Raw genomic sequence first — 26,078 nt, 5'->3', positions numbered from 1 at the left:
GGTGACCCTCAAGCAGCAGATCGTCGGCAACGCCATGCAGATGGCCGTGTGCACCCTCGAACCCGGCCAGACCGTCTACTGCGAGGCCGGCAAGTTCCTCTTCAAGACCGCGAATGTGAGCATGGACACACGGCTCGCCGGGCCGGGCGGCAACGCGCAGCAGCAGAGCGGCGGGGGCGGCATGGGCGGCATGGGCGGCATGCTCCGCCAGGCCATGGGCACCGCGATGCAGGTCGGCCAGCGCATGCTCGCCGGCGAGAGCATCGCCTTCCAGTACTTCAGCGCGAGCGGCGGCGAGGGCACCGTCGGCTTCGCCGGGGTGCTGCCCGGCGAGATGCGGGCCCTGGAGCTGGACGGCTCGCGCGCCTGGTTCGCCGAGAAGGACGCCTTCGTGGCCGCCGAGTCCACCGTCGAGTTCGGCATCGCCTTCCAGGGCGGCCGCACCGGCATGAGCGGCGGTGAGGGCTTCATCCTGGAGAAGTTCACCGGCCGCGGCACGGTGATCATCGCGGGCGCGGGCAACTTCATCGACCTCAACCCCGCCGACTTCGGCGGCCGCATCGAGGTCGACACCGGCTGCATCGTCGCCTTCGAGGAGGGCATCCAGTACGGCGTGCAGCGCATCGGCGGGCTCAACCGCCAGGGGATCATGAACGCCGTCTTCGGCGGCGAGGGGCTGTCCCTGGCCACCTTGGAGGGCAACGGCCGGGTCATCCTGCAGTCCCTGACCATCGAGGGACTGGCCAACGCGCTGAAGAAGGCCCAGGGCGGCGACAAGCAGGGCCCGACCGGAGGACTGTTCTCCACCCACGCGGGCTGACGCCGGCCGCTCTGCCCTCCGGCAGGCGCCCACGAGCCGGGGCCCCCAATCCTCCGGCAGGCGCCCCCGGGCTCACACCACCCCGGCGGACTCCAGGACGTTGCGCAGCGCCCGGTCCAGGGCGGCCCGCACGTCCGTCGGGTCGCTGAGCGCGGCCGTCATCGCCGCGCCGTCACGCAGCATCATCAGCGTCACCGCGTCCTCCGCCGGGTGCGGGGCGCCCGCCTCGGCCAGCAGCCGTTCCGCCACCCCGCGCAGCCAGCCGCGGTGGGCGACGATGGCGTGCGTCACGGGGTCGTCCGGGTCCGGGTACTCGGCGGCGGCGTTGAGGAAGGGGCAGCCGCGGAAACCGGGCGCGCACAACTGGTCGCCCAGCGCCCCGGCCACCGCGAGCAGCGCCTCCCGCGCGCCGAGTCCGCCGAGGGCGCCCTCGGTGTACGAGCGGATCTGCCGGTCCGTTTCCCGGATGTAGCTGAGGACCAGCTGCTCCTTGCCCGCGAAGTGCCGGTAGAGCGTGGCCCGGGTGGTCGAGGCCTCGGTGACGATGCGGTCCATGCCCACCGCGTGGATCCCCTCGGCGTAGAACAGCCGGGACGCGGTCGCGAGGATGCGCTCGCGCGGCGGGGCGTCCGCGGGCACGGTGGCCTCGGAGGGGGCGAGCGGGGCGGCGGGCGGGGCGTTCATGTCCTTGACGTTAGCGGACGGCCACGCGTAGTGTCCCGGCAAGAACGAACGTTCTGTCTTTCGCTGTGAATTTCCGTGCTGCCCGGAGCCGTCCGTGCGCCGCCACGCCCGGCCCGCACCACGCCCGTGCCCGCCGTACGAGAGGACCCCACCCCATGGCCGTGCCCGAGATCGGCGCCCCCGCCCCCGACTTCACCCTCTCCGGGGTGCTGCTCACCGACGCCGGCGCCGAGCGTGCCGAGTACTCGCTGTCCGCGCAGCGCGGTGCCCCGCTCGTGCTCGCCTTCTACCCGGGCGACGACTCGGCGGTCTGCACCAAGCAGCTGTGCTCCTACACCTCCGACCTGGACCGCTTCCGCGACCTCGGCGCCACGGTGTGGGGGATCAACCTCAGCGACCTCGACAGCCACGAGCACTTCGCCCGCAAGCGCGACCTGCGCTTCCCGCTGCTCGCCGACACCGACCGCTCGGTGGTCAAGGCCTACGGCATCTCGCTGCCCGGACTCGGCCTGAAGCGCTCGGTGTTCATCGTCGACGCCGAGGGCATCGTGCGCTGGAAGCACGTGGCCCGCATCGGGCTCACCTACCAGGACACCGACGCCATCGTCGCGCAGCTGGCGGCCCTCGCCCCCCGCTGAGCCGCCCCGCGCCCCCCTTACGGGCGAGCGTGAAGCTGCGCTGTTGCCGAGCTTAAGAAAAGATCGATGGACTGAACGCCCGGAGCCGGGCAGATTGCTGTCTGCCCGGCGCACCGCGCGAGCAGGCGCCGACGGGTGCCGCCGCTCCGCCCCGGGTTCTTCCGTGCCCGGTCCGCGTTCCCCCGTGCGGACCGGGCCACATCGTCTGCCGGCAGGAGTCGCAAGAGTGAAGGCACTGGTGAAGGAGAAGGCCGAGCCCGGCCTGTGGCTGCGGGACGTCCCCGAGCCGGAGATCGGCCCCGGTGACGTCCTCATCAAGGTGCTGCGGACCGGCATCTGCGGCACCGACCTGCACATCCGTTCCTGGGACGGCTGGGCCCAGCAGGCCGTGAGCACCCCGCTGGTCCTCGGGCACGAGTTCGTCGGCGAGGTCGCGGCGATCGGCTCCGACGTCGCCGACATCAAGACCGGCGACCTCGTCAGCGGCGAGGGCCACCTGGTGTGCGGCAAGTGCCGCAACTGCCTCGCCGGCCGCCGCCACCTGTGCCGCAACACCGTCGGCCTCGGCGTCGGCCGCAACGGCGCCTTCGCCGAGTACGTGGCACTGCCCGCGTCCAACGTGTGGGTGCACCGCGTCCCCGTCGACCTCGACATCGCCGCGATCTTCGACCCCTTCGGCAACGCCGTCCACACCGCGCTGTCCTTCCCGTTGGTCGGCGAGGACGTGCTGATCACCGGCGCGGGACCGATCGGCATCATGGCCGCCGCCGTCGCCAAGCACGCCGGCGCGCGCAATGTCGTCATCACCGACGTCAGCGACTACCGCCTCGACCTCGCCCGCAAGATCGGGGTCAGCCTCGCCCTGAACGTCGCGGAGACCACCATCGCCGAGGGCCAGCGCGAGCTCGGCCTGCGCGAGGGCTTCGACATCGGCCTGGAGATGTCCGGCCGCCCCGAGGCCATGCGCGACATGATCGACAACATGACGCACGGCGGGCGGATCGCGATGCTCGGCCTTCCGTCCCAGGAGTTCGCGGTCGACTTCGCCAAGATCGTGACGTCGATGATCACGATCAAGGGCATCTACGGCCGCGAGATGTTCGAGACCTGGTACGCCATGTCGGTGCTCCTGGAGGGCGGTCTCGACCTCGCCCCCGTGGTCACCGGCCGCTACTCCCACCGCGACTTCGACGCCGCCTTCGACGAGGCCGCCGGCGGTCGCTGCGGCAAGATCGTCCTCGACTGGACCGCCTGATTTCTCTGTGGCCCGGTTCGTCCGACCTCGGGGCGCCTGCTGCCGTCCGCGCCCCACACACTCGGGAGACCCCCATGTTCGAATCCGTCCGCGACGACCTGCGCGGCACCCTCGACGAGATCCGTGAGGCGGGCCTGTTCAAGCCCGAGCGCGTGATCGGCACGCCGCAGAACGCGTCCGTCGGCGTCACCTCCGGCGGCCGCCCCGGCGACGTCCTCAACTTCTGCGCGAACAACTACCTCGGCCTCGCCGACCACCCCGAGGTCACCGCGGCCGCCAAGGAGGCGCTGGACCGCTGGGGCTACGGCATGGCGTCCGTGCGCTTCATCTGCGGCACGCAGGAGGTCCACAAGGAGCTGGAGGCACGGCTGTCGGCGTTCCTCGGCACCGAGGACACGATCCTCTACAGCTCCTGCTTCGACGCCAACGGCGGTGTCTTCGAGACCCTGCTCGACGAGCGCGACGCGGTCATCTCCGACGCCCTGAACCACGCCAGCATCATCGACGGCATCCGGCTGTCCAAGGCCCGCCGCCTGCGCTACGCCAACCGCGACATGGCCGAGCTGGAGGCCCGCCTGAAGGAGGCCGGCGACGCCCGCCGGCGCCTCGTCGTCACCGACGGCGTCTTCTCGATGGACGGCTACGTGGCGCCGCTGCGCGAGATCTGCGACCTCGCCGACCGCTACGACGCCATGGTCATGGTCGACGACTCGCACGCCGTCGGCTTCACCGGCCCCGGCGGCCGCGGCACCCACGCGCTGCACGACGTGGTCGACCGGGTCGACATCATCACCGGCACCCTCGGCAAGGCCCTCGGCGGCGCCTCCGGCGGCTACGTCGCCGCCCGCGCGGAGATCGTCGCGCTGCTGCGCCAGCGCTCGCGCCCGTACCTGTTCTCCAACTCCCTCGCCCCGGTGATCGCGGCCGCCTCGCTGAAGGTCCTGGACCTGATCGAGGACTCCGAGGACCTGCGCGTCCGCCTCGCGGAGAACACCGCGCTCTTCCGCTCCCGCATGACCGAGGCCGGCTTCGAGATCCTGCCCGGCGACCACCCCATCGCGCCCGTCATGATCGGCGACGCCGCGGAGGCGGGCCGGATGGCCGACCTGCTGCTGGAGCGCGGCGTCTACGTGATCGGCTTCTCGTACCCCGTCGTGCCGCACGGCAAGGCCCGCATCCGCGTGCAGCTGTCGGCCGCGCACTCCACCGAGGACGTCGAGAAGGTGGTGGCCGCGTTCATCGCTTCGCGCGAGGCCCTGGCAGGATGAATGGGTGATTGACGCACGACGGCTGCGGACCCTGCGGGCCGTGGCGGACCACCGGACGGTGACCGCCGCGGCCGCCGCGCTGTACCTGACGCCGTCGGCGGTCTCCCAGCAGCTCGCCGCCCTGGAGAACGAGACCGGTCACCGGCTGCTGGAACGCGGCGGGCGGGGCGTCCAGCTGACCCCCGTCGGTGAGATCCTGCTCACGCACGCCAATGCCGTCCTCGCTCAGCTGGAGCGCGCCGAGGCCGAGCTGGCCGCGTACACCTCCGGCGCGGCCGGAGAGGTCACCGTCGCCTCCTTCGCCACCGGCATCGCGCTCGTGCTCGCCCCCGCCATCACGGCGCTCGGCCGCGCCGCGCCCGGCATCCGGGTCCGCGTGCGCGACGCCGAGGGCGACGAGTCGCTGCCGATGGTGCTCGACGGCCGCGCCGGGATAGCCGTCGCGGTCGAGTACCGCGGCGCCCCGAGCGCCGACGAGCGGCTCGCCCGCGTCCCGCTGTACGCCGAGCCCTTCGACGCCGTCCTGCCGGCGGGCCACCCCCTCGCGGACGCCGCGACACCGGCCGTCCGCGTCGCCGACCTCGCCGACCAGACGTGGATCGGGCCCTACCCCGGCAACCCCTGCCACGACGTGGTCGTGCTCGCCTGCGAGTACGCGGGCTTCCAGCCGCGGCTGGAGCACTCCTCCGACGACTTCCGCGCCGTCGTCGCGCTCGCCGCGGCGGGCGCGGGCGTCGCGCTGGTGCCGCGCAGCGCCCTGCGCGACATGGACCTGTCCGGGGTCGCCGTCCGCCCCGTCCACGACGTCGTCGCCACGCGCCGTGTCTTCGCCGCCGTCCGTCGCGGTGCTGAGGACCACCCGTTGCTGCGTCCTGTCCTGGACGCCCTGCGCGCTGCGGCGGAGGACGCGGCTTAGGGTTCCGTCGCGCGGTGTCCTGGGGTCGGTGTCCGATCCGTCCACGGTGTCGTGGCGATCCGCCGTCCGTCGCGGTGCCGAGGACCACCCGTTGCCGCGTCCCGCCGCGCCCGGCGCGGCCCGCGGGGGCGACTCCGGCAAACACCGGACGCCCTCCGTACCGCGGTGACATCATCGGCAGCGTCCGGGGGAGCAGGGGAGCAGGCGTCCGGGGACGGGGGAGAGCATGTCGCGTGCCGAACGGATCGAGGAGATCAGGGCCCGCCGGGCCCGGCGGGCCGAATGGCTGGACGGGGCCCACGGCTGGGTGACCGACACCCTCGGCCGGCTGCGCGAACTCGACGCGCTCCGCACCGAGATGCTGGCCCTGGTGCCCGACGAGGCGCAGGACCGGCTGCTGGCCCTCGGCGCCGAACTGGGCGACCTGCTGGAGGAACTGCCCACCGAGGCCGCCGTCACGGAGGCCGCCGCGTCGCGCTTCCGGCGCGCCACCCTCAACGTCGGCGTCATCGGGCGGGCCCGGCAGGGCAAGAGCCGGATGATCAGGAGCCTGACCGGGCTGTCGGACCGCGAGGTGCCGACCGGCGACGGCGGCTTCTGCACCGGCGTCACCAGCGTGCTGCGCCACGAGGACGGCGTGCCCACCCGCGCGCAGGTCTTCCTGCACACCGAACGCTCCTTCCTGCACGAGGTGATCGCGCCCTACTACGCCGAACTCGGCCTCGGCCCCGCCCCCACCACCCTGACGGAGTTCGCCCGGCCCCTGCCGCCGGCGCCCGAGGGCGACGGCGCCGTCGAGGGCAGCCGCTACGGGCACCTGGCGGCCTTCCACGCCGCACTGCCGGAGTACCGCCACTACCTGACGACGAACTCGCCTTACCCCATCGGACCCGAGCGCGTCCGCGAGTTCGTCGCCCAGTCCGACGAGCGGGACGAGCAGCGCCACCACGCCTTCCGCGCGGTCCGGCACGTCCGCATCACCACGCACTTCGCGCAGCAGGACTGGACCGGACTGTCGCTGATCGACCTCCCCGGTCTCGGCGACACCAACCTCCAGGACGCGCAGCGCATCGTGGGCGCCCTGCGCGACGAGATCGACGTGGTGGTCTTCGTCCGCCGCCCCGACCCGCTCGGCGACGGCCTCGACACCTACGACCACCAGCTCTACGACCACGTGCGGGAGGGACTGACCGGAGCCGAACTCGCCCGCTGCTCCTTCCTGGTGGTCAACCGGGTCAGCGGCCCCGCGGGCGACAACTCGGCCAACGCCCGCAAGATGGTGGACGAGTGGCTTCCGGCCTCCCGCTTCCAGGTCGCCGGGGCGCACATCGTGGACTGCACCCGGCCGGACGAGGTCGCCGCCATGACCGACGCGGTGCTCGACCATCTCGTGGCCCACCTCGACGAACTCGACGAGCAGCACCTGGCCGAGCGCGCCGAGAAGCTGGCCGAACTGCGCGAGCGCACCGCCCGGCTGGCCGCCCGCGCGGGCCGGCTCGCCGACCTGGCCCAGCCCTCGGAGATCTGGTTCCTGCCCTTCAACGGCCTGTTCGAGCAGACCTACGAGCAGATGGCCAACGCCCTGGCCGCTCTCGTACGGAGCCTGCGGGAGGACCGCGACCTGACCGACGGCCTGCTCGCGGACGCCGTCGAGGAGATCCTCGACGCCGCGCAGAACGACCCCGGCCATCCGACGGTCGCCCAGCTCGTCGCGCGCGCCGACGCCGAGGGCGGCCTCAGCGTCGCCTACGGCAAGTACCTGAACGAGTCCCGCGCCCGGCTCTCCCGCCGCTTCCTGGAGTGCGACGTCGCCCTGCACGCCCGCACCGCCCGCATGCAGGACGAGGTCGCCGGTGTGCTGCGCGGCCCGGGCAGCCTGGGCGGCCTGGCCGGACTCGGCGGAGCGGAGGGCCGGGAGTTCCTGCTGCGCACCGCCGAGCGCATCCCGCGCGTGCGGCAGGAGGGCGGCAGCGAGATCCGGTACGCGCTGGAACTGCTGGCCGGCTTCACGCTGTCCTACCGGGGCATGCTCCAGCACCGGGTGCGCACCTGCCTGGACGGGCTGCACGCCGACAGCCCCACCATGCCCTTCCCGCACGACCGGTCGCCCAGCGGGCAGGAAGTGCTGGAGATGCTGGAAGTCGCCTACGACGAGGCGCTGTTCGCCTGCCGCGGCGAGCTGCACAAGGTGCTCGCCGAACCCAGCGCGGCGGTCTTCTCCCTGGTGGAGGAGTTCCACGACCGGGTGATCTCGGCGGCCGGGACCAAGGAGGAGTGGCGGGTGTTCTACCAGGACGTACGGGCCGAGATCTGGCCCGGACGCTTCGCGGCCCTCGCCGAGGACGCGGCGCACCTTCGGCGCTGGTCCGAGGCCGTCCGGCAGCTCGGGACCCGCACCGCCGCCGGTACCGAGGGCGGCGCGGCCGCCGGTAAGGAGACCGCGGCATGAGCGAGTCCGGCCGCCACGTGCTCGACGTCGGCATGCTCGGCCCCTCGGGTGCCGGCAAGACCTCCCTCCTGGCCTCCATGTACGTCCAGTACGCCTCGGTCGCGGGCGCCACCGACCTCGACCTCACCCCGGTGGGGGAGACCGCGGCCAAGCTCACCGACGCGGTCTCGGTCCTGGAGTCGCTCTCCCGGTCCGTGCAGGTCCGCGGCGGCATCGAGCAGACCACGACCACCGACGTCCACCGCTACGAGATCGCGGTCGGCCGCAAGGGCCGCAAGGCGCGCTTCCGGATGTGCTTCACCGACTACGCGGGCGAGGTGCTGCGGGACCTCGACGCCGGCCCGGTGGGCCGCAAGGTGCGGGCCTCGCTCCTCAACAGCCCGGTCGTGGTCCTCGCGGTCGACACCCCCGCGCTCATGGCCCTGGACGGCGAGTACCACCAGCGCATCAACCTCCCGCACCTGATGTACGAGCGGATCAAGGAACTGCTCGTCGAGGACGAGCAGCGGCCGCGCCTGCTGATCATCGTGCCGCTGAAGTGCGAGCGCTGGGTCGCCACCCGCCAGGGGACCGAGGCCCTGATGGAGCGGGTCCGCGAGGGCTACCGCCCGCTGCTGGACTACATCGCCCACGCCGATGTGCGCCCGCGCGTGGGCTGCGTCGTCACACCCGTGCAGACCACCGGCTCCATCGTCTTCTCCACGATCAAGCAGACACCGGGCGGCGGTGTGCAGTTCCACTACCGCAGCCGGACGCCGGGCGCGCCGTACCGGCCCGTCGACACCGACCAGCCCCTGCGGTACGCGCTGCGCTTCGTCCTGAGCGAGTACCGCCGCAGGCGCGGGTTCTGGCGGGAGGCGGTCGACGAGGTGTTCGGCACGGACGTCGCCCTCCAGGAGGCCGTCGCGGCGTTCGCGAGGTCGGGCTCCGAACGCGACGGGCTCCACGTGGTCCAGGACCACCCGCACCTGAGTCCCGCCGCCGGTGCCACCGGGGGCCGCGGGTGACCGTCGCCTGGTCCTTCCACTCGCGCGGCCGGCTCCCCGAGCAGGGCTACACATGGCTGCCCGCGGACGGGGCAGCGGGCGCCGACCCCGAGGTGCTGCTGCGGGGCTGCGCCGGCCGCTCCGTCAACGACCTGGTGGACGACACCAAGGCCTCCCTCCTTCTCCACGCCCTTAAGGGCGGTGCGGGCGGCAGGCCGCTGTGGGTCCTGCTGCTGACCGGGCTGCGCTCCGGGGACACCGTCGGCGACCACATGCTCCGGCCCATCCGGCTGCTGCTGCTCGGCACCGGTCCGGGCGTCGGCGAGAAAGGGCTGCCCCCGGCCGAACTGCTTGCGGTCGCACGGCTCTTCCTCACCGGCGGCATGGAGGAGGACCTGCCCGTCACCCACGGCCACCCGGCGGGCACCCCGGGCTTCGCCGTCGACGCCGGCGGCTGGGAAGCCCTGCTGGAACGCGCCCGTGCGTGCGCGCCGGAGGCGGTGCCGGTGCCGGGCCCGAACGAGATCCGGCTCCTCCCCGACTCCCCGGACGAGCGCGCGGCAGCCGCCGGCATGCTCGCCGACCTCGAACACCGCCGTACGCAAACCGGGTTCGGCCTGGACGGAGCCCGGCTGACCGGGTCCGTCAGCCGCCCGCTCCTGATCGTCACCTCTCTGCTCGGCAGCGAGTCGCTGCTGGCGGTACGTCCCTGGTACGCGCTCGGCACGAGAGTGGGGCGGCCCGTCCACGCGAAGTGGGACCGGCAGAACGGCCAGTCGCTCCTTGAGGGTTCCGTCCGGCGGGTGACGGATGCCCTCGGAAGGACGGGTTTCGTGCTGACCCTTGTGACGCTGGTCGCCCTGGGCGCCCTCGGGGCGGTCATCGCGGTGATCGCCTGAGGCCCGGCCGGGCCCGCCGTGGCGGCGGTGGGCACGGCACGGGAGGCGCCGACTACAGGTCGAACTCGGCGGGCGCCAGGTCGAGCGCGTAGCAGGCCTCGCGGACGACGCCCTGCTCGGTCTTGTCGAAGTTGCCGTCGGCGCCGCCGATCACGATGCCGATCTGGACCACGGCACGCGCCTCGGCCGGCTTCTTCTTGGCCTTGGCGACCTCCTGGAGCACGCTGACCTTGCCGAACTCGAAGTCGGCGGTGAGCTTGTTCAGGTAGTCGTCGAAGCGCCGCTGCAGGTCGGCGGCGGGGAAGTTCTGCAGCACCTCGTTGGTCGCGATGAGCTGGGCGACCCGTGCCCGCTCCGACGGGTCGATGGTGCCGTCGGCGGCGGCGACCAGGGCACACATCGCCATGCTCGCGTCGCGGAAAGCGCCGCTCTTGAGATCGTTCTTCTTGGCGACGAGCTGTGTCTGCATTGAGGCAGTGGTGTCCTTGAGCCGGTCCCAGAAGGCCACGGGGTAACTCCTCGGTTTCTCTGTTCACGCGTCGGCGCGGGCAATGGGGCCAACGAAGCAGCGCTCCCGGAGGTGCCCGGTGGCGCGGCGAACCGTGAAGTCCCCCGACGGTCGTGATGGCCGGGAAACATCGCCGGACCGCCGGCCGCCTCTCGCAGCGGCCGCGACCGGGTTACCGTGCAGAGATGGAGACGGTTGACCTGACAGCCCTCGGCGAGGCATTCACCGCCGACCCCTATCCGGTCTACGCCCGGCTGCGCGAACTGGGCCCGGTGCATCGCGTGCGCACACCCGAGGGCGAGATGTGGCTGATCGTCGGCCACGACCAGGCACGGGCGGCGCTGACCGATCCGCGGTTCGCCAAGGACGCTCGTGCGCTCGGCTGGATCCTGTACGACGAGGAGCTGCTCGGACGCCACATGCTCGTGTCCGATCCGCCCGAGCACACCAGGCTGCGCAAGCTCGTCGCCCGCGAGTTCACCGCACGGCGGATCGATCAACTGGCATCCCGGGTGCAGGAGATCACCGACGGACTGCTGGACGCCATGACCAGCGGGCCCGGTGGCCGGGCGGACCTCGTCGAGTCCCTGGCCTATCCGCTGCCGATCACCGTCATCTGCGAGCTCCTGGGCGTGCCGGACCTGGACCGCGCGGCGTTCCGCGCGTGGTCGAACGAGGTGGTCGCGCCGACCGGCTCGGAGGCCGAGCGGGCGGCGTACGAGCAGCTTGCCGAGTATCTGGACGAACTGATCGAGGACAAGCGCTGCGCGCCGGGCGACGACCTGATGAGCGCCCTGATCCGCACCGTCGCCGAGGACGGCGACCGGCTGTCCCGCCCCGAGCTCAGCGGCATGGCCTTCCTGCTGCTCGTCGCGGGTCACGAGACGACGGTCAACCTCATCTCCAACGGTGTCCGCGCCCTGCTCACCCACCCGGACCAACTCGCCCTCCTCCGCGCCGACAAGGGACTTCTCGAAGGCGCCGTGGAGGAGATGCTCCGCTGGGACGGCCCCGTGGAGACCGCCACCTTCCGCTTCACCTCCGAGCCCGTGGAGATCGCGGGCACCGTCATCCCGGCCCGGGAGCCGGTGCTCGTCGCCCTCGCCTCCGCCGATCGCGATCCGGAACACTTCGGCGAGCCCGATCGCTTCGACATCCGCCGCGACACCCGCGGCCACGTCGCCTTCGGCCACGGCCTCCACCACTGCCTGGGCGCACCCCTGGCCCGCCTCGAAGGCCGCATCGCCATCGGCTCCCTGCTCGAACGCTGTCCCGACCTCGCCCTGGACACCGACCTCGACGCCCTTCAGTGGCTGCCCGGGATGCTCATGCGCGGTGTCCGCTCGCTGCCGGTGCGCTTCGGCTGAGCGCCCGTGGCGGCCGCGCGACCCCCGGCCCGTCGAGCGGCAGGCGCCCGTCCCCGCGTCGATCGTGCTCACCATGCCCGTCGTCCCCTTCCCGGCCTCCCGGCCTGTCTGTCCCGTCCGCACTGTCTGTCCTGTCGGTCCTTTCTGAATGGGCAAACCACCGTTCCGCTCCGCCGCGTTGCACGCCCGGCGGGAATTAACCCGATGCGGTGACACGACAGGCCTGGCAGGCTGCGCCGATGGACCGCCGACGGATCTCCCGCATCGCACACAGCGACCACCCCGTAGCCGCCCCGCTCGACGACGCCTCCGTACGCGGCCTGCTCGACCGCGCGCTGCGCCGGGGCGACGAACGCGTACTGGACCTCGGCTGCGGCGAGGGCGCCTGGCTGCTGCGTGCGCTGGCCGGCCACCCGGAGGTGACGGCGGAGGGCGTCGACACCGACGCGGCCGCCCTGGCCAAGGCCGCGCGGACGGCAGCGGACCTCGACGTCGCCGGGCGCCTGGTCCTGCACGAGCAGGATGCCCGCCGCCACACCTCCGCCTCCCCCTTCGACCTCGTGCTCAGCGTGGGAGCGACCCACGCCTTCGGCGGCCTGTCCGCGACCCTGTCCGCGGTCCGCGAGCACCTGGCTCCCAGCGGGCACGTCCTCGTCGGCGACGGCTTCTGGGAGCAGGAGCCCGCGCCCGCCCTGGTGGAGATGCTGGGCGACTTCGACGACCTGGCCACCACCGTCGACCGCGTCGTCGCCGACGGCTGGACCCCCGTGCACGGCCACATCAGCACACGCCAGGAGCTGGACGCCTACGAGTGGTCCTGGACCGGTTCCCTGGCCGCCTGGGCGCTCGACCACCCCACCGACCCCGACAGCGGCCAGGCCCTCGACGCGGCCGCCCGCCACCGCACGGAGTGGCTGCACGGCTACCGGGGCACGTTCGGCTTCGTCACCCTCCTGCTGCGGCGCACCACCGCGTGAACCGGGGTCCTCACAGCCCGGCGAGGTCCGCCACCGTCCGTGCCTCCCGCAGCACGCCGGCGGCGTCCGCGACGTGTCCGTGCTCGGTGAGCCACAGCGCGCTCTCCACCCGCCTCGCCACCGCCCAGGCCTCCAGCCGGGCCGCGTCCTTGCCGAGCGCGTCGGCGACCAGGGCGAACCGCCCTGCCAGCACCCGCCCCGGAGCGGGATGCGCGAAGGGGTCGTCGATCTGCTCCAGCAGCGGCCACGGGTCGTAGGCGGGGTCGCCGGTCATCGGCTTCGGGTCGATCGCGAGCCACGGGCGGCGTGTCGCGGCCAGGACGTTGCCCGGGTTGAAGTCGCCGTGGACGACGACCTCCCGGGACGCCGAACCGGGCAGTTCGCGCAGCAGCCGGACGCCGAGCGCGACCAGTCCCGGGTCGAAGGGCGGCCGGTGCCGTTCCATCCGTTCCTCCACGAGGCCGGCCCAGCCGGCGGTCACGTCCGCCAGCCGGTCGAACCCGCCGTCCCCCGCCGTACCGGCCCCCCACAGCTCGGCCAGGACCCCGGCCCCGGTCAGCAGCCGTTCCTCGGCGGTGAGGCCGCCTGCCGCCCCGAGCCCGCCACCGGGTGTGCAGCGCTCCAGCAGCAGGGCGTGCCGCCGTGCGTCGTGCCGGTGGACCCGTACCGCCCCGCGCCCGTCCCACAGCCGCAGGGCGGCCGCCTCGCCCTCGGCTTCCGGGTGGGGCCAGCCCACCTTGAGGACGGCCGGTGTGCCGTCCGGCAGCCACGCCTCGGCCGCCCAGGAGCAGCTTCCGCCGTCGTAGGAGCGCCCGAGCCGCAACGCCCAGCGCTCGCACATCTCCCCGACGAGGTCCGGCAGCCCGGCGAGCCACCGCGGCCCGCCCGGCAGGCCGCTCACGTTCCGTACGAGGGGCAGGGACGCGGACATCGTCACGGGAGGCACGTTCCGCATGCTGCCCGCCCCGGCCGGCAGCATCAAGCCGTTGTGCCCGGACGCCGACCCGGGCGGGCCGGGGCGCGGCCACCGCCCGGTGCCCTCAGCCCGCTGTTCTGATGTCGTCCCGCCCGTCCAGCCGGGCCCGCGCCTCCCGCCGGAAGCCGGCCACCAGGATGTGCAGGCCCACCACCAGCGCCCAGATGGGGAAGACCAGTTCCGCCCAGGCCACGCCGGGCACCACGAAGAGCAGCGTCAGGCCGACGAGGTAGCCCAGCAGCGCCAGCCAGCGCGGGAACGTGCCGAGGCGCAGCGCGACGGTGGACGCCGACAGGACGAACACGGCGGCCATCCGCATCGCGTACGTCGTCAGCAGGCTGTACGTGAAGTGCCCGCCGAAATACCAGAGCTGGGGCTGCCGCACTCCGGCCGCCGTGCCCGCGTCGGCCGTCGCCAGGAGGCTGCCGGCGCAGGCCGCCGCCCCGAAGAGGGTCGCCACGAAGATCAACCCGCTGCCCTGGAACACGGTGGCGAGGAACTTGTCCTCGGCGTTCCCCACGTGCGCGCGCACCGCCCCGATGAACCACAGGAAGAAGATCCCGGCGAAGGGGATGAGGCCGAGCGCCGTGCGCACCGTCTGGCGCGAACTGCCGCTCAGCGGCCCGCCGCTCGCCGCGTACTGCTGCCCCTCCGGGATCGCGACCCGCACCAGGACGATGGCCGCGCCGAGCAGGACCGCGAAGGCGATGCCCACCGCTCCGGCGGCTCGTGGTGTGCGCAGGGCCCGGACCGTATCTGACATCTGAGCCCTTCACGCATGTACGCACCCCGGCAACGACCTACGACCAGCAAGCACTGCCGCGGTCCGTGGCGCCACCCGGCCCGGCCCGGGCGGGTGACAGGGCACGAGGGGGCCGGGGCGCCCCCTCAGGTGGCCGGCCCGGCGGCCGCCGCCCCGGTCCCCGCGATCGCGGCGCTCTCTGCGATCTCCGCGATCCGGACCGGGCGCCGTTCGGCACGCGAGACCTCGCAGGCCTCCGCCACCAGGAGTGCTTCCAGCGCCTCCCGCCCGTCGCACGGATTCGCCGCCCTCCCGGCGACGACGCGCACAAAGGTGTCGATCTCGGCCCGGTAGGCGTCCCCGAAGCGGTCGACGAAGCCCGTCCAGGGATCCGGCACACCCGGTGCCGCGCCCGGCTCCACGGACGTGACCGGCGTACGGGCGCCGACGCCGACCGCGATCTGGTCGAGGGAGCCGGCGAGCTCCATGCGGATGTCGTAACCGGCACCGTTGTAGCGCGTGGACGTGGCCGTCACCAAGGTGCCGTCGTCCAGCGTCAGCAGTGCCGCGGCGGTGTCGACGTCGCCCGCCTCCCGGAAGAAGTCGGCCCCGCCGTTGGCGCCCATGGCGTACACCTCGACCACCTCGCGTCCCGTCACCCACCTGGTGGCGTCGAAGTCGTGGATGAGGCAGTCGCGGTAGAGGCCGCCGGACAGCGGCACGAACTCCGGTGGGGGCGGTGCCATGTCGGAGGTCATGGCCCGCACCGTGTGCAGCCTGCCGAGCCGGCCCGCCCGCACGGCCTCGCGGGCGGCGCGGTAGCCGGGGTCGAAGCGGCGCTGGAAACCCATCTGCAGGACGGTGCCCGCCTCCTCCACCTCGCGCAGCGCGGCGACCGTGGAGGCCAGGTCCAGGGCGATCGGCTTCTCGCAGTACGTGGGGAGCCCGGCCCGGACCGCACGCGAGATGAGCTCCGCGTGGGCGGCGGTCGCGGAGGCGATGACGACGGCGTCGGCGCCCGCGGCGAACGCCTCGTCCACCGAACCCGCCGCACGGGCGCCGGGGCCGAGCCGGCCTGCCGTCCCCGCGGCCCGCGCGGTGTCGGCGTCGGCGACGACCAGTTCGGTGACGTCGGGGTGCCCGTGCAGGGTCTCCGCATGGAACGACCCGAGGCGCCCGACACCGACGAGGACAACACGCATGAGCGGACGAGCCTTTCTTCCGGGGAAGGACGGGCGGCGCGGGCGCGGCGGCCAGGGAGTAACCGCCGCGTCCGCGCCCGATCCGGGACCACCAGGAGGCGGCGCGACGCCTGTCGTGCCGCGCCGCCGTCCGTCAGCGGTAGAACGCGGGGCGCTCGACCAGCGCGACCTCGACCCGGCCGCCCTCGCTCTGCGAGCGGAGTCCGGCCTCGCAGACCGCCGCCGCCGCGTAGCCGTCCCAGGCGCTCGGCCCGGTGACCTCGCCGCGCCGGGTGGCGTCCACCCAGGCCTGGACCTCGCGGTCGTACGCGTCGACGAAGCGCTCCACGAAGTCCTGGGCGATGGTGCCGCCCCAGCGGCCCGCCGTGTTGACGAGGAGGTCGTGGGCCTCGCCGATGCGCGCGCTGCCGCGCTCGCACACGGCCTCCGCCTGCACCTGGTAGCCGAAGCCGCAGTTGACGTTGATCTCGACGTCGGCGATCACGCCGCCGTCCGTCTCGAAGACCACCAGCTGCGGGTCGTCCAGGCCCTCGGGCGCGTTGGAGGACGGGCGCGGGCGCAGCACGGTCACGGCGGTGATCTCCTGGCCGAGCAGCCAGCGCGTCACGTCCATCTCGTGCACGACCGAGTCGTTGATGAGGTTGGCGTTCGTGTAGCCGGGCGGGACGCTCGCATTGCGGTGCCGGTTGTGCACCAGCAGCGGGCGGCCCAGCTCGCCGCTGTCGAGAAGGGCCTTGAGCTTCAGGTACTCGGCGTCGTAGCGCCGCATGAAGCCGACCTGCACCCGCCGGTGGCCCAGCTTCTGCTCGGCCTCCAGGACGCGCAGCGCCGAGGCGGCGTCCGGGGTGAGCGGCTTCTCGCAGAGCACGGGCAGGTCGTGCGCGAAGGCGGCCAGCAGCGCCGCCTCGTGGGCGGCGCCGGGGGAGGCGATGAGGACCGCGTCGACATCGCCGGCCGCCATGGCGGCGGCGGGGTCGGTGTAGGCCGTGCAGCCCTCGATGCCGGCGGCGACGCTCTTGACCCGCTCGGCGTCGACGTCCACGACGGCGGTCACGCGGGCCCCGCTGATCACGTCGTTGATGCGGCGCACATGGTCGGCGCCCATCTTGCCGGTCCCGACGACCGCGACCTTGAGGGTGGCGTGCTGCGTCATGATGCGTGTCATCCCTTTCGTGCGCGGGGCGTCAGGCGCCGCAGGAGCGGAGGAAAGCGCGGGTGCGCTGGGCGATGGGCAGCGGGCGGTCGGGCTCGCAGGGGTACATGTCCTGCTCGACGATGGCGAAGAGGTCGACACCGAGCCGCTGCGCGGCGGCAAGCACCGGCTCCAGGGCGGGGACACCGGCGGGCGGCTCGCACATGACGCCGCGCTGGACGGCCGGCCCGAACGGCACCTCGTTCTTGATCACGTCGGCGAGGATCTCCGGGTCGACCTGCTTCAGGTGCAGGTACCCGATGCGCTCGCCGTAGGTCTCGATCAGCTTGACGCTGTCGCCGCCGCAGTAGGCGTAGTGGCCGGTGTCCAGGCAGAGGTTGACCAGGCCGGAGTCGGTCGAGTCGAGGAAGCGGGCGACATGCTCCTCGGTGTCGATGTGGGTGTCGGCGTGCGGGTGCACGACGATGTCCAGACCGTAGGTGTCGCGCACCTGGCGCCCCAGGCGCTCCATGCCGGAGGCGAGGTGGCCCCACTGCTCGGCGGTGAGCTCGTGCGGTTCGATGATCTCGGCGGTCTTGTCGTCCCGCCAGAAGGACGGGATCACCACGAGGTGCCGCGCGCCCATGGCCTGCGTGAGGGCGGCGACCTGGCCGACGTGCTCCCAGGTGGCGTCCCAGACCGACGGGCCGCGGTGCAGGGAGGTGAAGACGGTGCCCGCGGAGACCTTCAGGCCGCGGGCGGAGGTCTCCTCGGTGAGCCGGGCGGGGTCGGTCGGCAGGTAGCCGTACGGGCCGAGCTCGATCCACTCGTACCCCGACTGGGCGACCTCGTCGAGGAAGCGCTGCCACGGCACCTGCTGCGGGTCGTCGGGGAACCAGACGCCCCACGAGTCGGGCGCGGACCCGATGCGGATCCGGTCCAGGGCGGGGGAGGCGGCGGTCATGAGGAGGGCTCCTCTCACCGGTCGGCGGTGACCGGTCGGGTGGTTCGGAAGTGGTGCTCGGTGCTGCGACGGTGCGGTTGCCCGCGAAGCCCGCGGTCCCGCTGGCAGCTTCGCTGTCCGACGGGGTCACCGTCAAGAGTTAGTCCTGACATATGGACGTCATGTCAGGTGGTGGGGAGTGGTGGCCGGACGCCGCGGCGGTCCGGGAAGGCGGCCCCGCACGCGGCGGGCCGCCCTTCTCCTGGGCGTCCAGGGGGCGTTCCCCCTGCCCCGGCTCACACCTCCTTCGGGTCGTCCGGGGCTTCCGGTTCCGGCTGCTCCGGCAGCTCCTCGACGTCGACACCGCGGACCTGGGACAGTTCGTGCCGGAGGGCGGCCAGCTCGGCGCCGCCGGCCATGTGGTGGGTCAGCTCCTCCAGGGTGACCTCGGAACGGCTCGCGCTCAGCTCGAGGGTGCCCAGCCGGAGCACGGTGAAGTGGTCGCCGACCATGTAGGCGTGGTGCGGGTTGTGCGTGATGAAGATGACACCGAGGCCCCGGTCGCGGGCGGCGGCGATGTACTTGAGGACGACGCCCGACTGCTTCACGCCGAGGGCCGCGGTCGGCTCGTCCAGGATCAGCACCCGCGCGCCGAAGTGGACGGCGCGCGCGATGGCGACGGACTGCCGCTGCCCGCCCGACAGGGTGCCGATGGGCTGGTCGAGGTCGTCCAGGGCGATGCCCATCGCCCGCAGTTCCCCGTCGGCGGTCCGCTTCATCGCCGCGATGTCCAGGCGGCGTACCGGCCAGGGGCCGCGCGTCAGTTCCGAGCCGAGGAAGAAGTTCCGCCAGACGGGCATCAGCGGGACGGTGGCCAGGTCCTGGTAGACGGTGGCGATGCCGCGGTCCAGTGCTTCGCGCGGGTTGTTGAGCCGTACGGGCCCGCCGTCGATGCGGAACTCGCCCTCGGTGTGCTGGTGCAGTCCGGAGACGATCTTGATCAGGGTGGACTTGCCGGCGCCGTTGTCGCCGAGCACGCAGGCCACCTGCCCCGGCCGGACGGCCAGGTCGACCCCGTGCAGGGCGCGGACGTTGCCGTAGCTCTTGCCCACGCCGGTCAGCTCGACGACCGGCGTTCCGGTGGCCTGCTCCCTCGTGGTCGCTGCGGTGGTCATGGGGGTCATGGGGTCCTCACCTCCTGGTCGCCGTGCGGCGGACCCACAGATTGACGAGGGTCGCGATCAGGAGCATCACGCCGAGGAAGAACTTGAACCAGTCGGGGTTCCAGTTGGCGTACACGATGCCCTGCGAAACCATGCCGAAGATGAAGGCGCCGATCACCGAGCCGATCGCGGAGCCGTAGCCGCCGGTCAGCAGGCACCCTCCGATGACCGCCGCGATGATGTACAGGAACTCGTTGCCGACGCCCTCGCCCGACTGCACCGCGTTGAACGAGAAGAGCAGGTGCATGCCGGTGAACCAGGCGCCGAAGCCGACGGCCATGAACAGGGCGATCTTGGTGAGGTGCACCGGGACGCCGACCGCACGCGCGCTCTCCGCGCTGCCGCCGACCGCGAACGTCCAGTTGCCGAACTTCGTCCGCAGCAGCACCCAGGTGGCCAGCACCGCAAAGCCTAGCCACCACAGCACCGTGACCTTCAACTGCACCCCGCCGATGCCGATCTCGGAGGCGAAGACCCTTCTGGCCTGGTCGAAGCCGTCCATGTCGCTGATGGAGTCGGTGGCGACATTGCCGGTGAAGATCTTCGTGACGGCCAGGTTGAGGCCCTGGAGCATCAGGAAGGTGGCCAGGGTGATGAGGAAGCTGGGCAGGCCGGTCCGCATCAGCAGGTAGCCGTTGAGCGCCCCGACGGCCAGCGAGACCACGAGCGCGACGGCGACCCCGGTCCACACGTTCATGCTCAGCTGGAAACTGAACATGCTCGCCGTCAGCGCGGAGGTGGTGACCGCGACACCGGCCGACAGGTCGAACTCGCCGCCGATCATCAGCAGGGCCACCGGCAGCGCCATGATGCCCATGACCGACGCCTGGTAGAGCACGGTGGCCAGGGAACCCGCCTCGCGGAACGACGGCGCGACCGCGAAGAAGAACAGGTAGACGGCGACGGCGGCGATCAGTGCGCCGATCTCCGGCCGGGCCAGGACCCTGCGCAGCAGGGAGCGCCCGTTCGTCCGGCCGTCCGCAGAGGAGAGCGGCGCGGCGGGCGGCGAAGGGGGCGCCGCGGAGGCGGCAGCGGGGGACACCGGCCTCACCGGGTGCCCTTCGCGGCGAACGCCGCCACCGATTCGACGTTGTCCTTGTCGACGAACGCCGGGCCCGTCAGGACCGGGGAGACGCCGCCACCGCTGACGTTGCCGTTGGTCTTGTACAGCCACAGCGAGTCCACCGACAGATAGCCCTGCAGATAGGGCTGCTGGTCGACGGCGAACTGCACGCCGCCGTCCTGGACCGCCTTCACCAGGTCCTTGTTGAGGTCGAAGGTGCCGACCTTGGCCTTGCTGCCGGCGTCCGCGACCGACTGGACGGCGGTGAGCGCGAACGGTGCGCCCAGGGTCACCACGTAGTCGATGTCGGAGCCCTGCTTGAGTTTGGCGGTGATGGTGGACTTGACCGACGGCATGTCCGTGCCGTTGACGTACAGGTTCTCCGTCGTCCCCTTGAAGGTCTTCTTCACGCCCGCGCAGCGTGCCTCCAGGGCGACATGGCCCTGCTCGTGGACGACGCAGACGGCGTGCTTGGCGCCGAGGTCGTTGAGCTTGTTGCCCAGCACCTCGCCGGCGACGCTCTCGTCCTGCCCGAAGTACTCCAGCAGCCCCTGGTCCTTCCAGTCGTCCAGGCCCGCGTTGAAACCGACGACGGGTATGCCGGCCTGCTCCGCCTTGGCGACGGCGGACTTCATGGCGTCCGGCTTGGCGAGTGTGACGGCGATGCCGTCGACCTTCTGGTCGATGGCGTTCTGGATGAGGTTGGCCTGCGTGGCGGCGTTGGGGTCGGCGGAGTAGACGAGTTCGACGTTGTCCTTGGCGGCCGCGGCCTGGGCGCCCTTGCGGATGAGGTCCCAGAAGGTGTCGCCGGGGGCGGCATGGGTGACCATCGCGATCTTCATGCGGGGGGTGTCCGCCTTGCCTGCGGCGGCGTTGTCGGCGGACTCCTCGGCCTTCTTGCCGCCCGAGCTGCTGGAACAGCCGGCTGCGAGAAGGACCGCGGCGGCGGAGAGCGCCGCGACGGCGGAGATCCTGCGGGTTTTCCGAGAGCGTTCCATGTTCCTGCACCTCACTGCGGTGGGAGGGAGAAGGGGGGACCGGCCTGTTGCCCGTGGCGTTGCTGACGGGAGCAAACCCCTCGCCCGAGCCGCTGTCAAGGCTTTGTTAAGACATCAATTCATCTCGACGTAACGACACAGTAACGAGCCGGAAGGGCGCCTCGGCCTGCCTACGTTCGTATGTAAGGACATAGTGTTGACATCTCCCGGGTCCCGCGGTTAGACCTGAGGGGGCCGCGCGGCGGTCCGCTCGCGAGACGACGAGGAGCCCTGCTCATGACCGAGCCGTACGACCTGATCACGATGGGCCGGATCGGGGTGGACATCTACCCGCTGCAGACGGGGGTGCCGCTGCCCGAGGTCGAGACGTTCGGCAAGTTCCTCGGCGGATCGGCCACCAACGTGGCGGTCGCCGCCGCCCGGCTCGGCCGCTCCACCGCGGTCGTCACCCGCACCGGCGACGACCCGTTCGGCACGTACTGCCACCAGGCACTGAAGGAGTTCGGTGTCGACGACCGCTTCGTGACCCCGGTCGCCGGGCTGCCGACCCCCGTCACGTTCTGCGAGATCTTCCCGCCCGACGACTTCCCGCTCTACTTCTACCGGCTGCCCAAGGCCCCCGACCTGGAGATCCTCCCGGAGGAGCTGGACCTCGACGCCATCCGCGCCGCCCGGATCTTCTGGATGACCGGGACGGGACTGTGCGAGGAGCCCAGCCGCGCCGCCACGTTCGCCGCGCTGGAGGCCCGCTCCGGGAACGGCACCACCGTCTTCGACCTCGACTGGCGCCCCATGTTCTGGAAGGACCCCGCCGAGGCACGGCCCTTCTACGCGCGGGCGCTCACCCACGCCACCGTCGCCGTCGGCAACCTCGACGAGTGCGAGGTGGCCACCGGCGTCCGCGAACCCCGCGCCGCGGCCGAGGCGTTGCTGGAGGCGGGCGTCGAACTCGCCGTCGTCAAGCAGGGCCCCAAGGGCGTGCTCGCCGTCCACCGCGACGGCAGCTCGGCCGAGGTGCCGCCCGTCCCGGTCGAGGTGGTCAACGGCCTCGGCGCGGGAGACGCGTTCGGCGGCGCCCTGTGCCACGGGCTGCTGGCCGGCTGGGACCTGGAGAGGATCATGCGCCACGCCAACGCGGCCGGTGCCATCGTCGCCTCCCGGCTCGCCTGCTCCTCCGCCATGCCCACCGAGTCCGAGGTGCGGGACCTCCTCGACCGCCGCTGAGCGGCCCGCCCCCACCTGAAAGCCCCGAAAGCGAGCTCCCTTTGAGCATCAGCATCTCCGACCTGGTGAAGGTGCGGACCCGGCACCCCGAGGCGATCGCCGAGGCGGCCGCCCGCCGTGTCCGCCGCCCCCTGATAGGGGACAGCGGCCGGCTGATGATCGTCGCCGCGGACCACCCGGCCCGGGGCGCCCTGGCCGTCGGCGACCACGAGTTCGCCATGGCCAACCGCGCTGACCTGCTGGAGCGCCTGTGCACCGCGCTCTCCCGCCCCGGCGTGGACGGCGTCCTCGGCACCGCCGACGTCCTGGAGGACCTGCTGCTGCTCGGCGCGCTGGAGGGCAAGGTCGTCATGGGCTCCATGAACCGCGGCGGCCTGGCCGGCGCCTCCTTCGAACTCGACGACCGCTTCACCGGCCACCGCGCCCAGGACATCGCCCGGCTCGGCTTCGACGCCGGCAAGCTCCTGCTGCGCATCGCCTACGAGGACAGCGGATCGCTGGCCACCCTGGTCTCCACCGCCCGCGCCATCGACGACATGGCCGAGCGCGGACTGCCGGTCTTCGTCGAGCCGTTCATGTCCCGCCGCACCGACGGCCGGGTGCGCAACGACCTGAGCGCCGGGGCCGTCACCAAGTCCATAGCCATAGCCTCCGGACTCGGCGGCACCTCCGCCTACACCTGGCTCAAGGTGCCGGTCACGGACAACGTCGACGACATGGCGGCCGTCATGGAGACCTCCACCCTCCCCGCCGTCCTGCTCGGCGGCGAGGCCGGCAAGGAACAGGACGTGCTGTACGAGAAGTGGCGCAAGGCGCTGCGGCTGCCCACCGTCCAGGGACTGGTGGTGGGCCGGTCGCTGCTCTACCCGGCGCAGGGCAGTGTGGAGACGGCCGTCGACACCGCCGTGGGCCTGCTGTGAGGACCGGACGAACCGTGAGAGAGGCGAGCCGCACGAGATGACCGGCACCGAGAACCACCTGCCCGCGGGCAGGACCGCCACCGGCCCGTACACCGTCGCCGTCCACCCGGAACAGGCCGGCTGGACCCACTCGTCGCTGCGGGTCCTGGAACTGCCGCCGGGCGGACGGCACGAGTTCGCCACCGGCGACAGCGAGTGGATCGTGCTCCCCCTGTCCGGTTCGTGCACGGTCGACACGGACGGCGAGAGCTTCCGGCTCGCGGGCCGTGAGAGCGTCTTCGCCGGTGTCACCGACTTCGCGTACGCCCCGCGCGACGCGCGGGTGGTCGTGGCGAGCGAGGCGGGCGGCCGCTTCGCGCTGACCGGCGCGCGCTGCGAACGCCGGCTGCCCGCCCGCTACGGTCCCGCCTCGGCCGTGCCCGTCGAACTGCGCGGCAGCGGCAACTGCAGCCGCCAGGTCAACAACTTCGGCGCCGCCGGGGTGTTCGAGTGCGACCGGCTGATCGCGGTCGAGGTGCTGACCCCGGGCGGCAACTGGTCCTCCTTCCCGCCGCACAAGCACGACGAGGACCGCGAGGGCGAGTCGCGGCTGGAGGAGATCTACTACTTCGAGATCGCGGCGGCGCACGGCCGGGAGGGCATCGGCTACCAGCGGGTCTCGCCCTCCGGCAACGGCCGCAACACCGATGTGCTGGCCGAGGTCCGCGACGGCGACGTCGTGCTCATCCCCGACGGCTGGCACGGCCCGTCCATGGCCGTCCCGGGCCACGACATGTACTACCTGAACGTCATGGCGGGCCCGGGCGCCGAGCGCGCCTGGCTGATCTGCGACCATCCCGACCACGCCTGGATCCGCGCCGCCTGGCCGGAGCAGCCGGTCGACCCGCGACTGCCCCTGTACACGGCCCCCGCCGAAGACCGAGCCTCCGAGAGGTCCCGATGACCCAGTCCGTCCGCCGTCTCACGGTCGCCCAGGCCCTGGTGCGCTTCCTGTCCGCGCAGTACACCGAGCGCGACGGGGCCCGCCACCGGCTGATCGCCGGCACCTGGGGCATCTTCGGTCACGGCAATGTCGCCGGCATCGGCCAGGCGCTGCTGGAGCACCAGGACGTGATGCCGTACCACCAGGGCCGCAACGAGCAGTCCATGGTGCACGCCGCCGTCGGCTACGCCCGGCAGCTCAACCGGCTCTCCGCGCAGGCCGTCACGACCTCCATCGGCCCCGGCGCCACCAACCTCGTCACCGGTGCCGCGCTGGCCACGATCAACCGGCTGCCGGTGCTGCTGCTGCCGGGCGACTCCTTCGCCAACCGCATCCCCGACCCGGTCCTCCAGCAGCTCGAACACCCCTGGTCCGGCGATGTGTCCGTGAACGACGCGCTGCGCCCGGTCTCCCGCTGGTTCGACCGGGTCACCCGGCCCGAGGCGCTGATCCCGGCCGCCCTCCAGGCCGCGCGCGTGCTCGCCGACCCCGCCGAGACCGGCGCCGTCACCCTGGCCCTGCCGCAGGACGTGCAGGCCGAAGCCTGGGACTGGCCCGAGGAGTTCTTCGCCGAGCGGGTCTGGCACGTCCGCCGGCCGGCCCCCGAGGCCGCCGAACTCGCCGCCGCCGCGCAGGCGGTGCGCGGAGCGCGACGCCCGCTGATCGTCGCGGGCGGCGGCGTCCACCACAGCGAGGCCGAGGCGGCGCTCAAGGCGCTCGCCGACGCCACCGGCATCCCCGTGGCGTCCACCCAGGCGGGCAAGGGCTCGCTGCGCCACGACCACCCCGCGGACCTCGGCGCCATCGGCCACACGGGCACCGCCGTCGCCGACGACATCGCCCGCACCGCGGACCTGGTCATCGGTGTCGGCACCCGCTGGACCGACTTCACCACCGCCTCCTCCACCCTCTTCGCCGCGCCCGGGGTGCGCTTCCTCAACCTCAACATCACCGGCTTCGACGCCCACAAGCTGGGCGCCCGCACGGTCGTCGGCGACGCCCGCGCCTGCCTGGAGGCCCTCACCGGCGCACTGGCCGGCCACCGTGTGGACGCGGAGTACGAGGACGAGTACCGCGCGGGCAAGGAGCGTTGGGAGCGCGTCGTGGACGCCGCCTACGCCGCGCCCGACGACTCCGCCCGGCCCACCCAGACGCAACTGCTCGGCGCCCTCGACTCCGTCGTCGGCGACGAGGACGTCGTCATCAACGCCGCCGGCTCCCTGCCCGGCGACCTCCACAAGCTCTGGCGCGCGCGCTCCCCGCGCCAGTACCACCTGGAGTACGGCTACTCCTGCATGGGGTACGAGATCCCGGCCGGCATCGGCGTCCGCATGGCCGCCCCGGACCGGCCGGTCTGGTCGCTGGTCGGCGACGGCACGTACCTGATGATGCCGACGGAGATCGTCACCGCCGTCCAGGAGGGCGTCAACCTCAACCTGGTCCTCATCCAGAACCACGGCTACGCCTCCATCGGCGGGCTGTCCTCCGAGGTCGGCGGTGAGCGCTTCGGCACCGCCTACCGCTACCGCGCCGCCGACGGCACGTTCACCGGCGACCCGCTCCCGGTCGACCTCGCCGCCAACGCCGCGAGTCTCGGCATGGACGTGCTGCGCGCCGGAACGGTGCGCGAACTGCGCGAGGCCCTGGCCGCCGCACGCGCCTCGGACCGGCCGACGTGCGTGTACGTCGAGACCGACCCGGCGCCGACCGCCCCCGCCGCGCAGGCGTGGTGGGACGTGCCGGTCGCCGAGACCGCCACGCGCGAGTCCGCGGTCGAGGCGCGCAAGAACTACGAGCGCCACCTCGCCGATCGCCGCCGCCACCTGTGACGGCCGCCGGCGCGCGCCCCCCCGCGCGCCGGCCACGGCAGACCCACCGCACACCCACCGGCCCCTGACCACCAGGC

General features: G+C 72.7%; 23 protein-coding genes and 1 pseudogene. 14 read left to right on the top strand and 10 right to left on the bottom strand.

What is annotated here, in order from left to right; genetic code table 11:
• The first annotated feature begins 1 nt into the window (after nt 1).
• Complete coding sequence (locus tag ABZ883_RS23310; protein ID WP_360908993.1) at nt 2-820, top strand: AIM24 family protein; 819 nt, start codon at nt 2-4, stop codon at nt 818-820.
• A gap of 72 nt (nt 821-892) precedes the next feature.
• On the opposite strand, the gene ABZ883_RS23305 is transcribed toward ABZ883_RS23310, so the two are convergent.
• Nucleotides 893-1,504: a helix-turn-helix domain-containing protein gene (locus tag ABZ883_RS23305; protein WP_360908992.1), complete on the bottom strand. Its 612-nt coding sequence runs from the start codon at nt 1,502-1,504 to the stop codon at nt 893-895.
• A gap of 155 nt (nt 1,505-1,659) precedes the next feature.
• On the opposite strand from ABZ883_RS23305, the gene ABZ883_RS23300 reads away from it, so the two are divergent.
• The 7 genes from ABZ883_RS23300 to ABZ883_RS23270 all read left to right on the top strand — a co-directional run bounded on the left by ABZ883_RS23300 (nt 1,660) and on the right by ABZ883_RS23270 (nt 9,915).
• Complete coding sequence (locus tag ABZ883_RS23300) at nt 1,660-2,142, top strand: peroxiredoxin (protein WP_360908990.1); 483 nt, start codon at nt 1,660-1,662, stop codon at nt 2,140-2,142.
• A 226-nt stretch (nt 2,143-2,368) separates the two neighbouring features.
• Nucleotides 2,369-3,397 carry an L-threonine 3-dehydrogenase gene (gene tdh / locus ABZ883_RS23295; protein WP_360908988.1) on the top strand — a complete coding sequence of 343 codons (1,029 nt, stop codon included), beginning with the start codon at nt 2,369-2,371 and terminating at the stop codon, nt 3,395-3,397.
• A gap of 74 nt (nt 3,398-3,471) precedes the next feature.
• A complete protein-coding gene (locus ABZ883_RS23290) occupies nt 3,472-4,665 on the top strand; it encodes a glycine C-acetyltransferase (RefSeq protein WP_360908986.1) in 1,194 nt (397 codons plus the stop codon).
• A 4-nt stretch (nt 4,666-4,669) separates the two neighbouring features.
• Nucleotides 4,670-5,581, top strand: coding sequence for a LysR family transcriptional regulator (locus ABZ883_RS23285; protein ID WP_360908984.1), 912 nt, complete (start codon nt 4,670-4,672; stop codon nt 5,579-5,581).
• A 226-nt stretch (nt 5,582-5,807) separates the two neighbouring features.
• Entirely contained in the window at nt 5,808-8,030 is a 2,223-nt protein-coding gene (locus ABZ883_RS23280) for a hypothetical protein (protein ID WP_360908982.1), read from the top strand.
• Nucleotides 8,027-9,037: a hypothetical protein gene (locus ABZ883_RS23275; RefSeq protein ID WP_360908980.1), complete on the top strand. Its 1,011-nt coding sequence runs from the start codon at nt 8,027-8,029 to the stop codon at nt 9,035-9,037. The genes ABZ883_RS23280 and ABZ883_RS23275 overlap by 4 nt, the downstream gene beginning before the upstream one ends.
• The gene (locus tag ABZ883_RS23270) at nt 9,034-9,915 is read left to right on the top strand and encodes a hypothetical protein (RefSeq protein WP_360908978.1); all 882 of its coding nucleotides are present in this window, start codon (nt 9,034-9,036) and stop codon (nt 9,913-9,915) included. The genes ABZ883_RS23275 and ABZ883_RS23270 overlap by 4 nt, the downstream gene beginning before the upstream one ends.
• A 52-nt stretch (nt 9,916-9,967) precedes the next feature.
• Here the strand turns inward: ABZ883_RS23270 and ABZ883_RS23265 are convergent, their stop codons facing one another.
• Nucleotides 9,968-10,423, bottom strand: coding sequence for a tellurite resistance TerB family protein (locus ABZ883_RS23265; RefSeq protein WP_360908976.1), 456 nt, complete (start codon nt 10,421-10,423; stop codon nt 9,968-9,970).
• 185 nt (nt 10,424-10,608) lie between these two features.
• On the opposite strand from ABZ883_RS23265, the gene ABZ883_RS23260 reads away from it, so the two are divergent.
• Both ABZ883_RS23260 and ABZ883_RS23255 read left to right on the top strand, forming a co-directional pair.
• Nucleotides 10,609-11,790, top strand: coding sequence for a cytochrome P450 (locus tag ABZ883_RS23260; protein WP_360908974.1), 1,182 nt, complete (start codon nt 10,609-10,611; stop codon nt 11,788-11,790).
• 239 nt (nt 11,791-12,029) lie between these two features.
• The gene (locus ABZ883_RS23255) at nt 12,030-12,767 is read left to right on the top strand and encodes a class I SAM-dependent methyltransferase (RefSeq protein ID WP_360908972.1); all 738 of its coding nucleotides are present in this window, start codon (nt 12,030-12,032) and stop codon (nt 12,765-12,767) included.
• Between the two features lie 10 nt (nt 12,768-12,777).
• Here the strand turns inward: ABZ883_RS23255 and ABZ883_RS23250 are convergent, their stop codons facing one another.
• From ABZ883_RS23250 to ABZ883_RS23215, 8 genes and pseudogenes are all read right to left on the bottom strand, one after another.
• A complete protein-coding gene (locus ABZ883_RS23250; protein ID WP_360909190.1) occupies nt 12,778-13,698 on the bottom strand; it encodes an aminoglycoside phosphotransferase family protein in 921 nt (306 codons plus the stop codon).
• A gap of 109 nt (nt 13,699-13,807) precedes the next feature.
• Nucleotides 13,808-14,506, bottom strand: a complete 699-nt coding sequence (locus ABZ883_RS23245; protein WP_360908970.1) for a hypothetical protein — start codon at nt 14,504-14,506, stop codon at nt 13,808-13,810.
• A 125-nt stretch (nt 14,507-14,631) separates the two neighbouring features.
• A complete protein-coding gene (locus ABZ883_RS23240; RefSeq protein WP_360908968.1) occupies nt 14,632-15,687 on the bottom strand; it encodes a Gfo/Idh/MocA family oxidoreductase in 1,056 nt (351 codons plus the stop codon).
• Between the two features lie 133 nt (nt 15,688-15,820).
• Nucleotides 15,821-16,840 carry a Gfo/Idh/MocA family oxidoreductase gene (locus ABZ883_RS23235; RefSeq protein ID WP_360908966.1) on the bottom strand — a complete coding sequence of 340 codons (1,020 nt, stop codon included), beginning with the start codon at nt 16,838-16,840 and terminating at the stop codon, nt 15,821-15,823.
• 31 nt (nt 16,841-16,871) lie between these two features.
• Nucleotides 16,872-17,783 (bottom strand): sugar phosphate isomerase/epimerase, encoded by a 912-nt coding sequence (locus ABZ883_RS23230; protein WP_360908964.1) that lies wholly within the window; start codon nt 17,781-17,783, stop codon nt 16,872-16,874.
• A 275-nt stretch (nt 17,784-18,058) separates the two neighbouring features.
• Nucleotides 18,059-18,946 (bottom strand): annotated as a pseudogene (locus ABZ883_RS23225) (ATP-binding cassette domain-containing protein); the annotation flags it as partial.
• Nucleotides 18,947-18,953: 7 nt separating this feature from the next.
• Nucleotides 18,954-20,027, bottom strand: a complete 1,074-nt coding sequence (locus tag ABZ883_RS23220; RefSeq protein WP_360908962.1) for an ABC transporter permease — start codon at nt 20,025-20,027, stop codon at nt 18,954-18,956.
• Nucleotides 20,028-20,032: 5 nt separating this feature from the next.
• On the bottom strand, nt 20,033-21,046 hold the full coding sequence (locus ABZ883_RS23215) for a sugar ABC transporter substrate-binding protein (RefSeq protein ID WP_360908960.1): 1,014 nt from the start codon (nt 21,044-21,046) through the stop codon (nt 20,033-20,035).
• 276 nt (nt 21,047-21,322) lie between these two features.
• On the opposite strand from ABZ883_RS23215, the gene iolC reads away from it, so the two are divergent.
• The 4 genes from iolC to iolD are packed head-to-tail and all read left to right on the top strand — an operon-like array spanning nt 21,323 to nt 26,001.
• A complete protein-coding gene (iolC, locus tag ABZ883_RS23210) occupies nt 21,323-22,270 on the top strand; it encodes a 5-dehydro-2-deoxygluconokinase (RefSeq protein WP_360908958.1) in 948 nt (315 codons plus the stop codon).
• 41 nt (nt 22,271-22,311) lie between these two features.
• Nucleotides 22,312-23,190 (top strand): deoxyribose-phosphate aldolase, encoded by an 879-nt coding sequence (locus ABZ883_RS23205; RefSeq protein ID WP_360908956.1) that lies wholly within the window; start codon nt 22,312-22,314, stop codon nt 23,188-23,190.
• A 37-nt stretch (nt 23,191-23,227) separates the two neighbouring features.
• Nucleotides 23,228-24,133 carry a 5-deoxy-glucuronate isomerase gene (gene iolB, locus ABZ883_RS23200; RefSeq protein ID WP_360908954.1) on the top strand — a complete coding sequence of 302 codons (906 nt, stop codon included), beginning with the start codon at nt 23,228-23,230 and terminating at the stop codon, nt 24,131-24,133.
• Entirely contained in the window at nt 24,130-26,001 is a 1,872-nt protein-coding gene (gene iolD / locus ABZ883_RS23195) for a 3D-(3,5/4)-trihydroxycyclohexane-1,2-dione acylhydrolase (decyclizing) (protein ID WP_360908952.1), read from the top strand. Before iolB ends, iolD begins: the two co-directional genes overlap by 4 nt.
• The last annotated feature ends 77 nt before the right edge of the window (nt 26,002-26,078 follow it).

It is taken from the genome of Streptomyces sp. NPDC046977, assembly GCF_040644455.1.
In the GTDB taxonomy this organism is placed as follows: Bacteria; Actinomycetota; Actinomycetes; order Streptomycetales; family Streptomycetaceae; genus Actinacidiphila.
The sequence above is the reverse complement of the archived record's forward strand: the minus strand, read 5'-3'. Positions and strand labels throughout refer to the sequence as shown.

Excerpts from the sequence above, each read along its gene's own strand:
- ABZ883_RS23305 (WP_360908992.1), bottom strand. The coding sequence starts at position 1,504 with ATGAACGCCCCGCCCGCCGCCCCGCTCGCCCCCTCCGAGGCCACCGTG.
- ABZ883_RS23300 (WP_360908990.1), top strand. The coding sequence starts at position 1,660 with ATGGCCGTGCCCGAGATCGGCGCCCCCGCCCCCGACTTCACCCTCTCC.
- ABZ883_RS23290 (WP_360908986.1), top strand. The coding sequence starts at position 3,472 with ATGTTCGAATCCGTCCGCGACGACCTGCGCGGCACCCTCGACGAGATC.
- ABZ883_RS23280 (WP_360908982.1), top strand. The coding sequence starts at position 5,808 with ATGTCGCGTGCCGAACGGATCGAGGAGATCAGGGCCCGCCGGGCCCGG.
- ABZ883_RS23275 (WP_360908980.1), top strand. The coding sequence starts at position 8,027 with ATGAGCGAGTCCGGCCGCCACGTGCTCGACGTCGGCATGCTCGGCCCC.
- ABZ883_RS23260 (WP_360908974.1), top strand. The coding sequence starts at position 10,609 with ATGGAGACGGTTGACCTGACAGCCCTCGGCGAGGCATTCACCGCCGAC.
- ABZ883_RS23255 (WP_360908972.1), top strand. The coding sequence starts at position 12,030 with ATGGACCGCCGACGGATCTCCCGCATCGCACACAGCGACCACCCCGTA.
- ABZ883_RS23250 (WP_360909190.1), bottom strand. The coding sequence starts at position 13,698 with ATGTCCGCGTCCCTGCCCCTCGTACGGAACGTGAGCGGCCTGCCGGGC.
- ABZ883_RS23245 (WP_360908970.1), bottom strand. The coding sequence starts at position 14,506 with ATGTCAGATACGGTCCGGGCCCTGCGCACACCACGAGCCGCCGGAGCG.
- ABZ883_RS23240 (WP_360908968.1), bottom strand. The coding sequence starts at position 15,687 with ATGCGTGTTGTCCTCGTCGGTGTCGGGCGCCTCGGGTCGTTCCATGCG.
- ABZ883_RS23235 (WP_360908966.1), bottom strand. The coding sequence starts at position 16,840 with ATGACGCAGCACGCCACCCTCAAGGTCGCGGTCGTCGGGACCGGCAAG.
- ABZ883_RS23230 (WP_360908964.1), bottom strand. The coding sequence starts at position 17,783 with ATGACCGCCGCCTCCCCCGCCCTGGACCGGATCCGCATCGGGTCCGCG.
- ABZ883_RS23215 (WP_360908960.1), bottom strand. The coding sequence starts at position 21,046 with ATGGAACGCTCTCGGAAAACCCGCAGGATCTCCGCCGTCGCGGCGCTC.
- iolC (WP_360908958.1), top strand. The coding sequence starts at position 21,323 with ATGACCGAGCCGTACGACCTGATCACGATGGGCCGGATCGGGGTGGAC.
- iolB (WP_360908954.1), top strand. The coding sequence starts at position 23,228 with ATGACCGGCACCGAGAACCACCTGCCCGCGGGCAGGACCGCCACCGGC.
- iolD (WP_360908952.1), top strand. The coding sequence starts at position 24,130 with ATGACCCAGTCCGTCCGCCGTCTCACGGTCGCCCAGGCCCTGGTGCGC.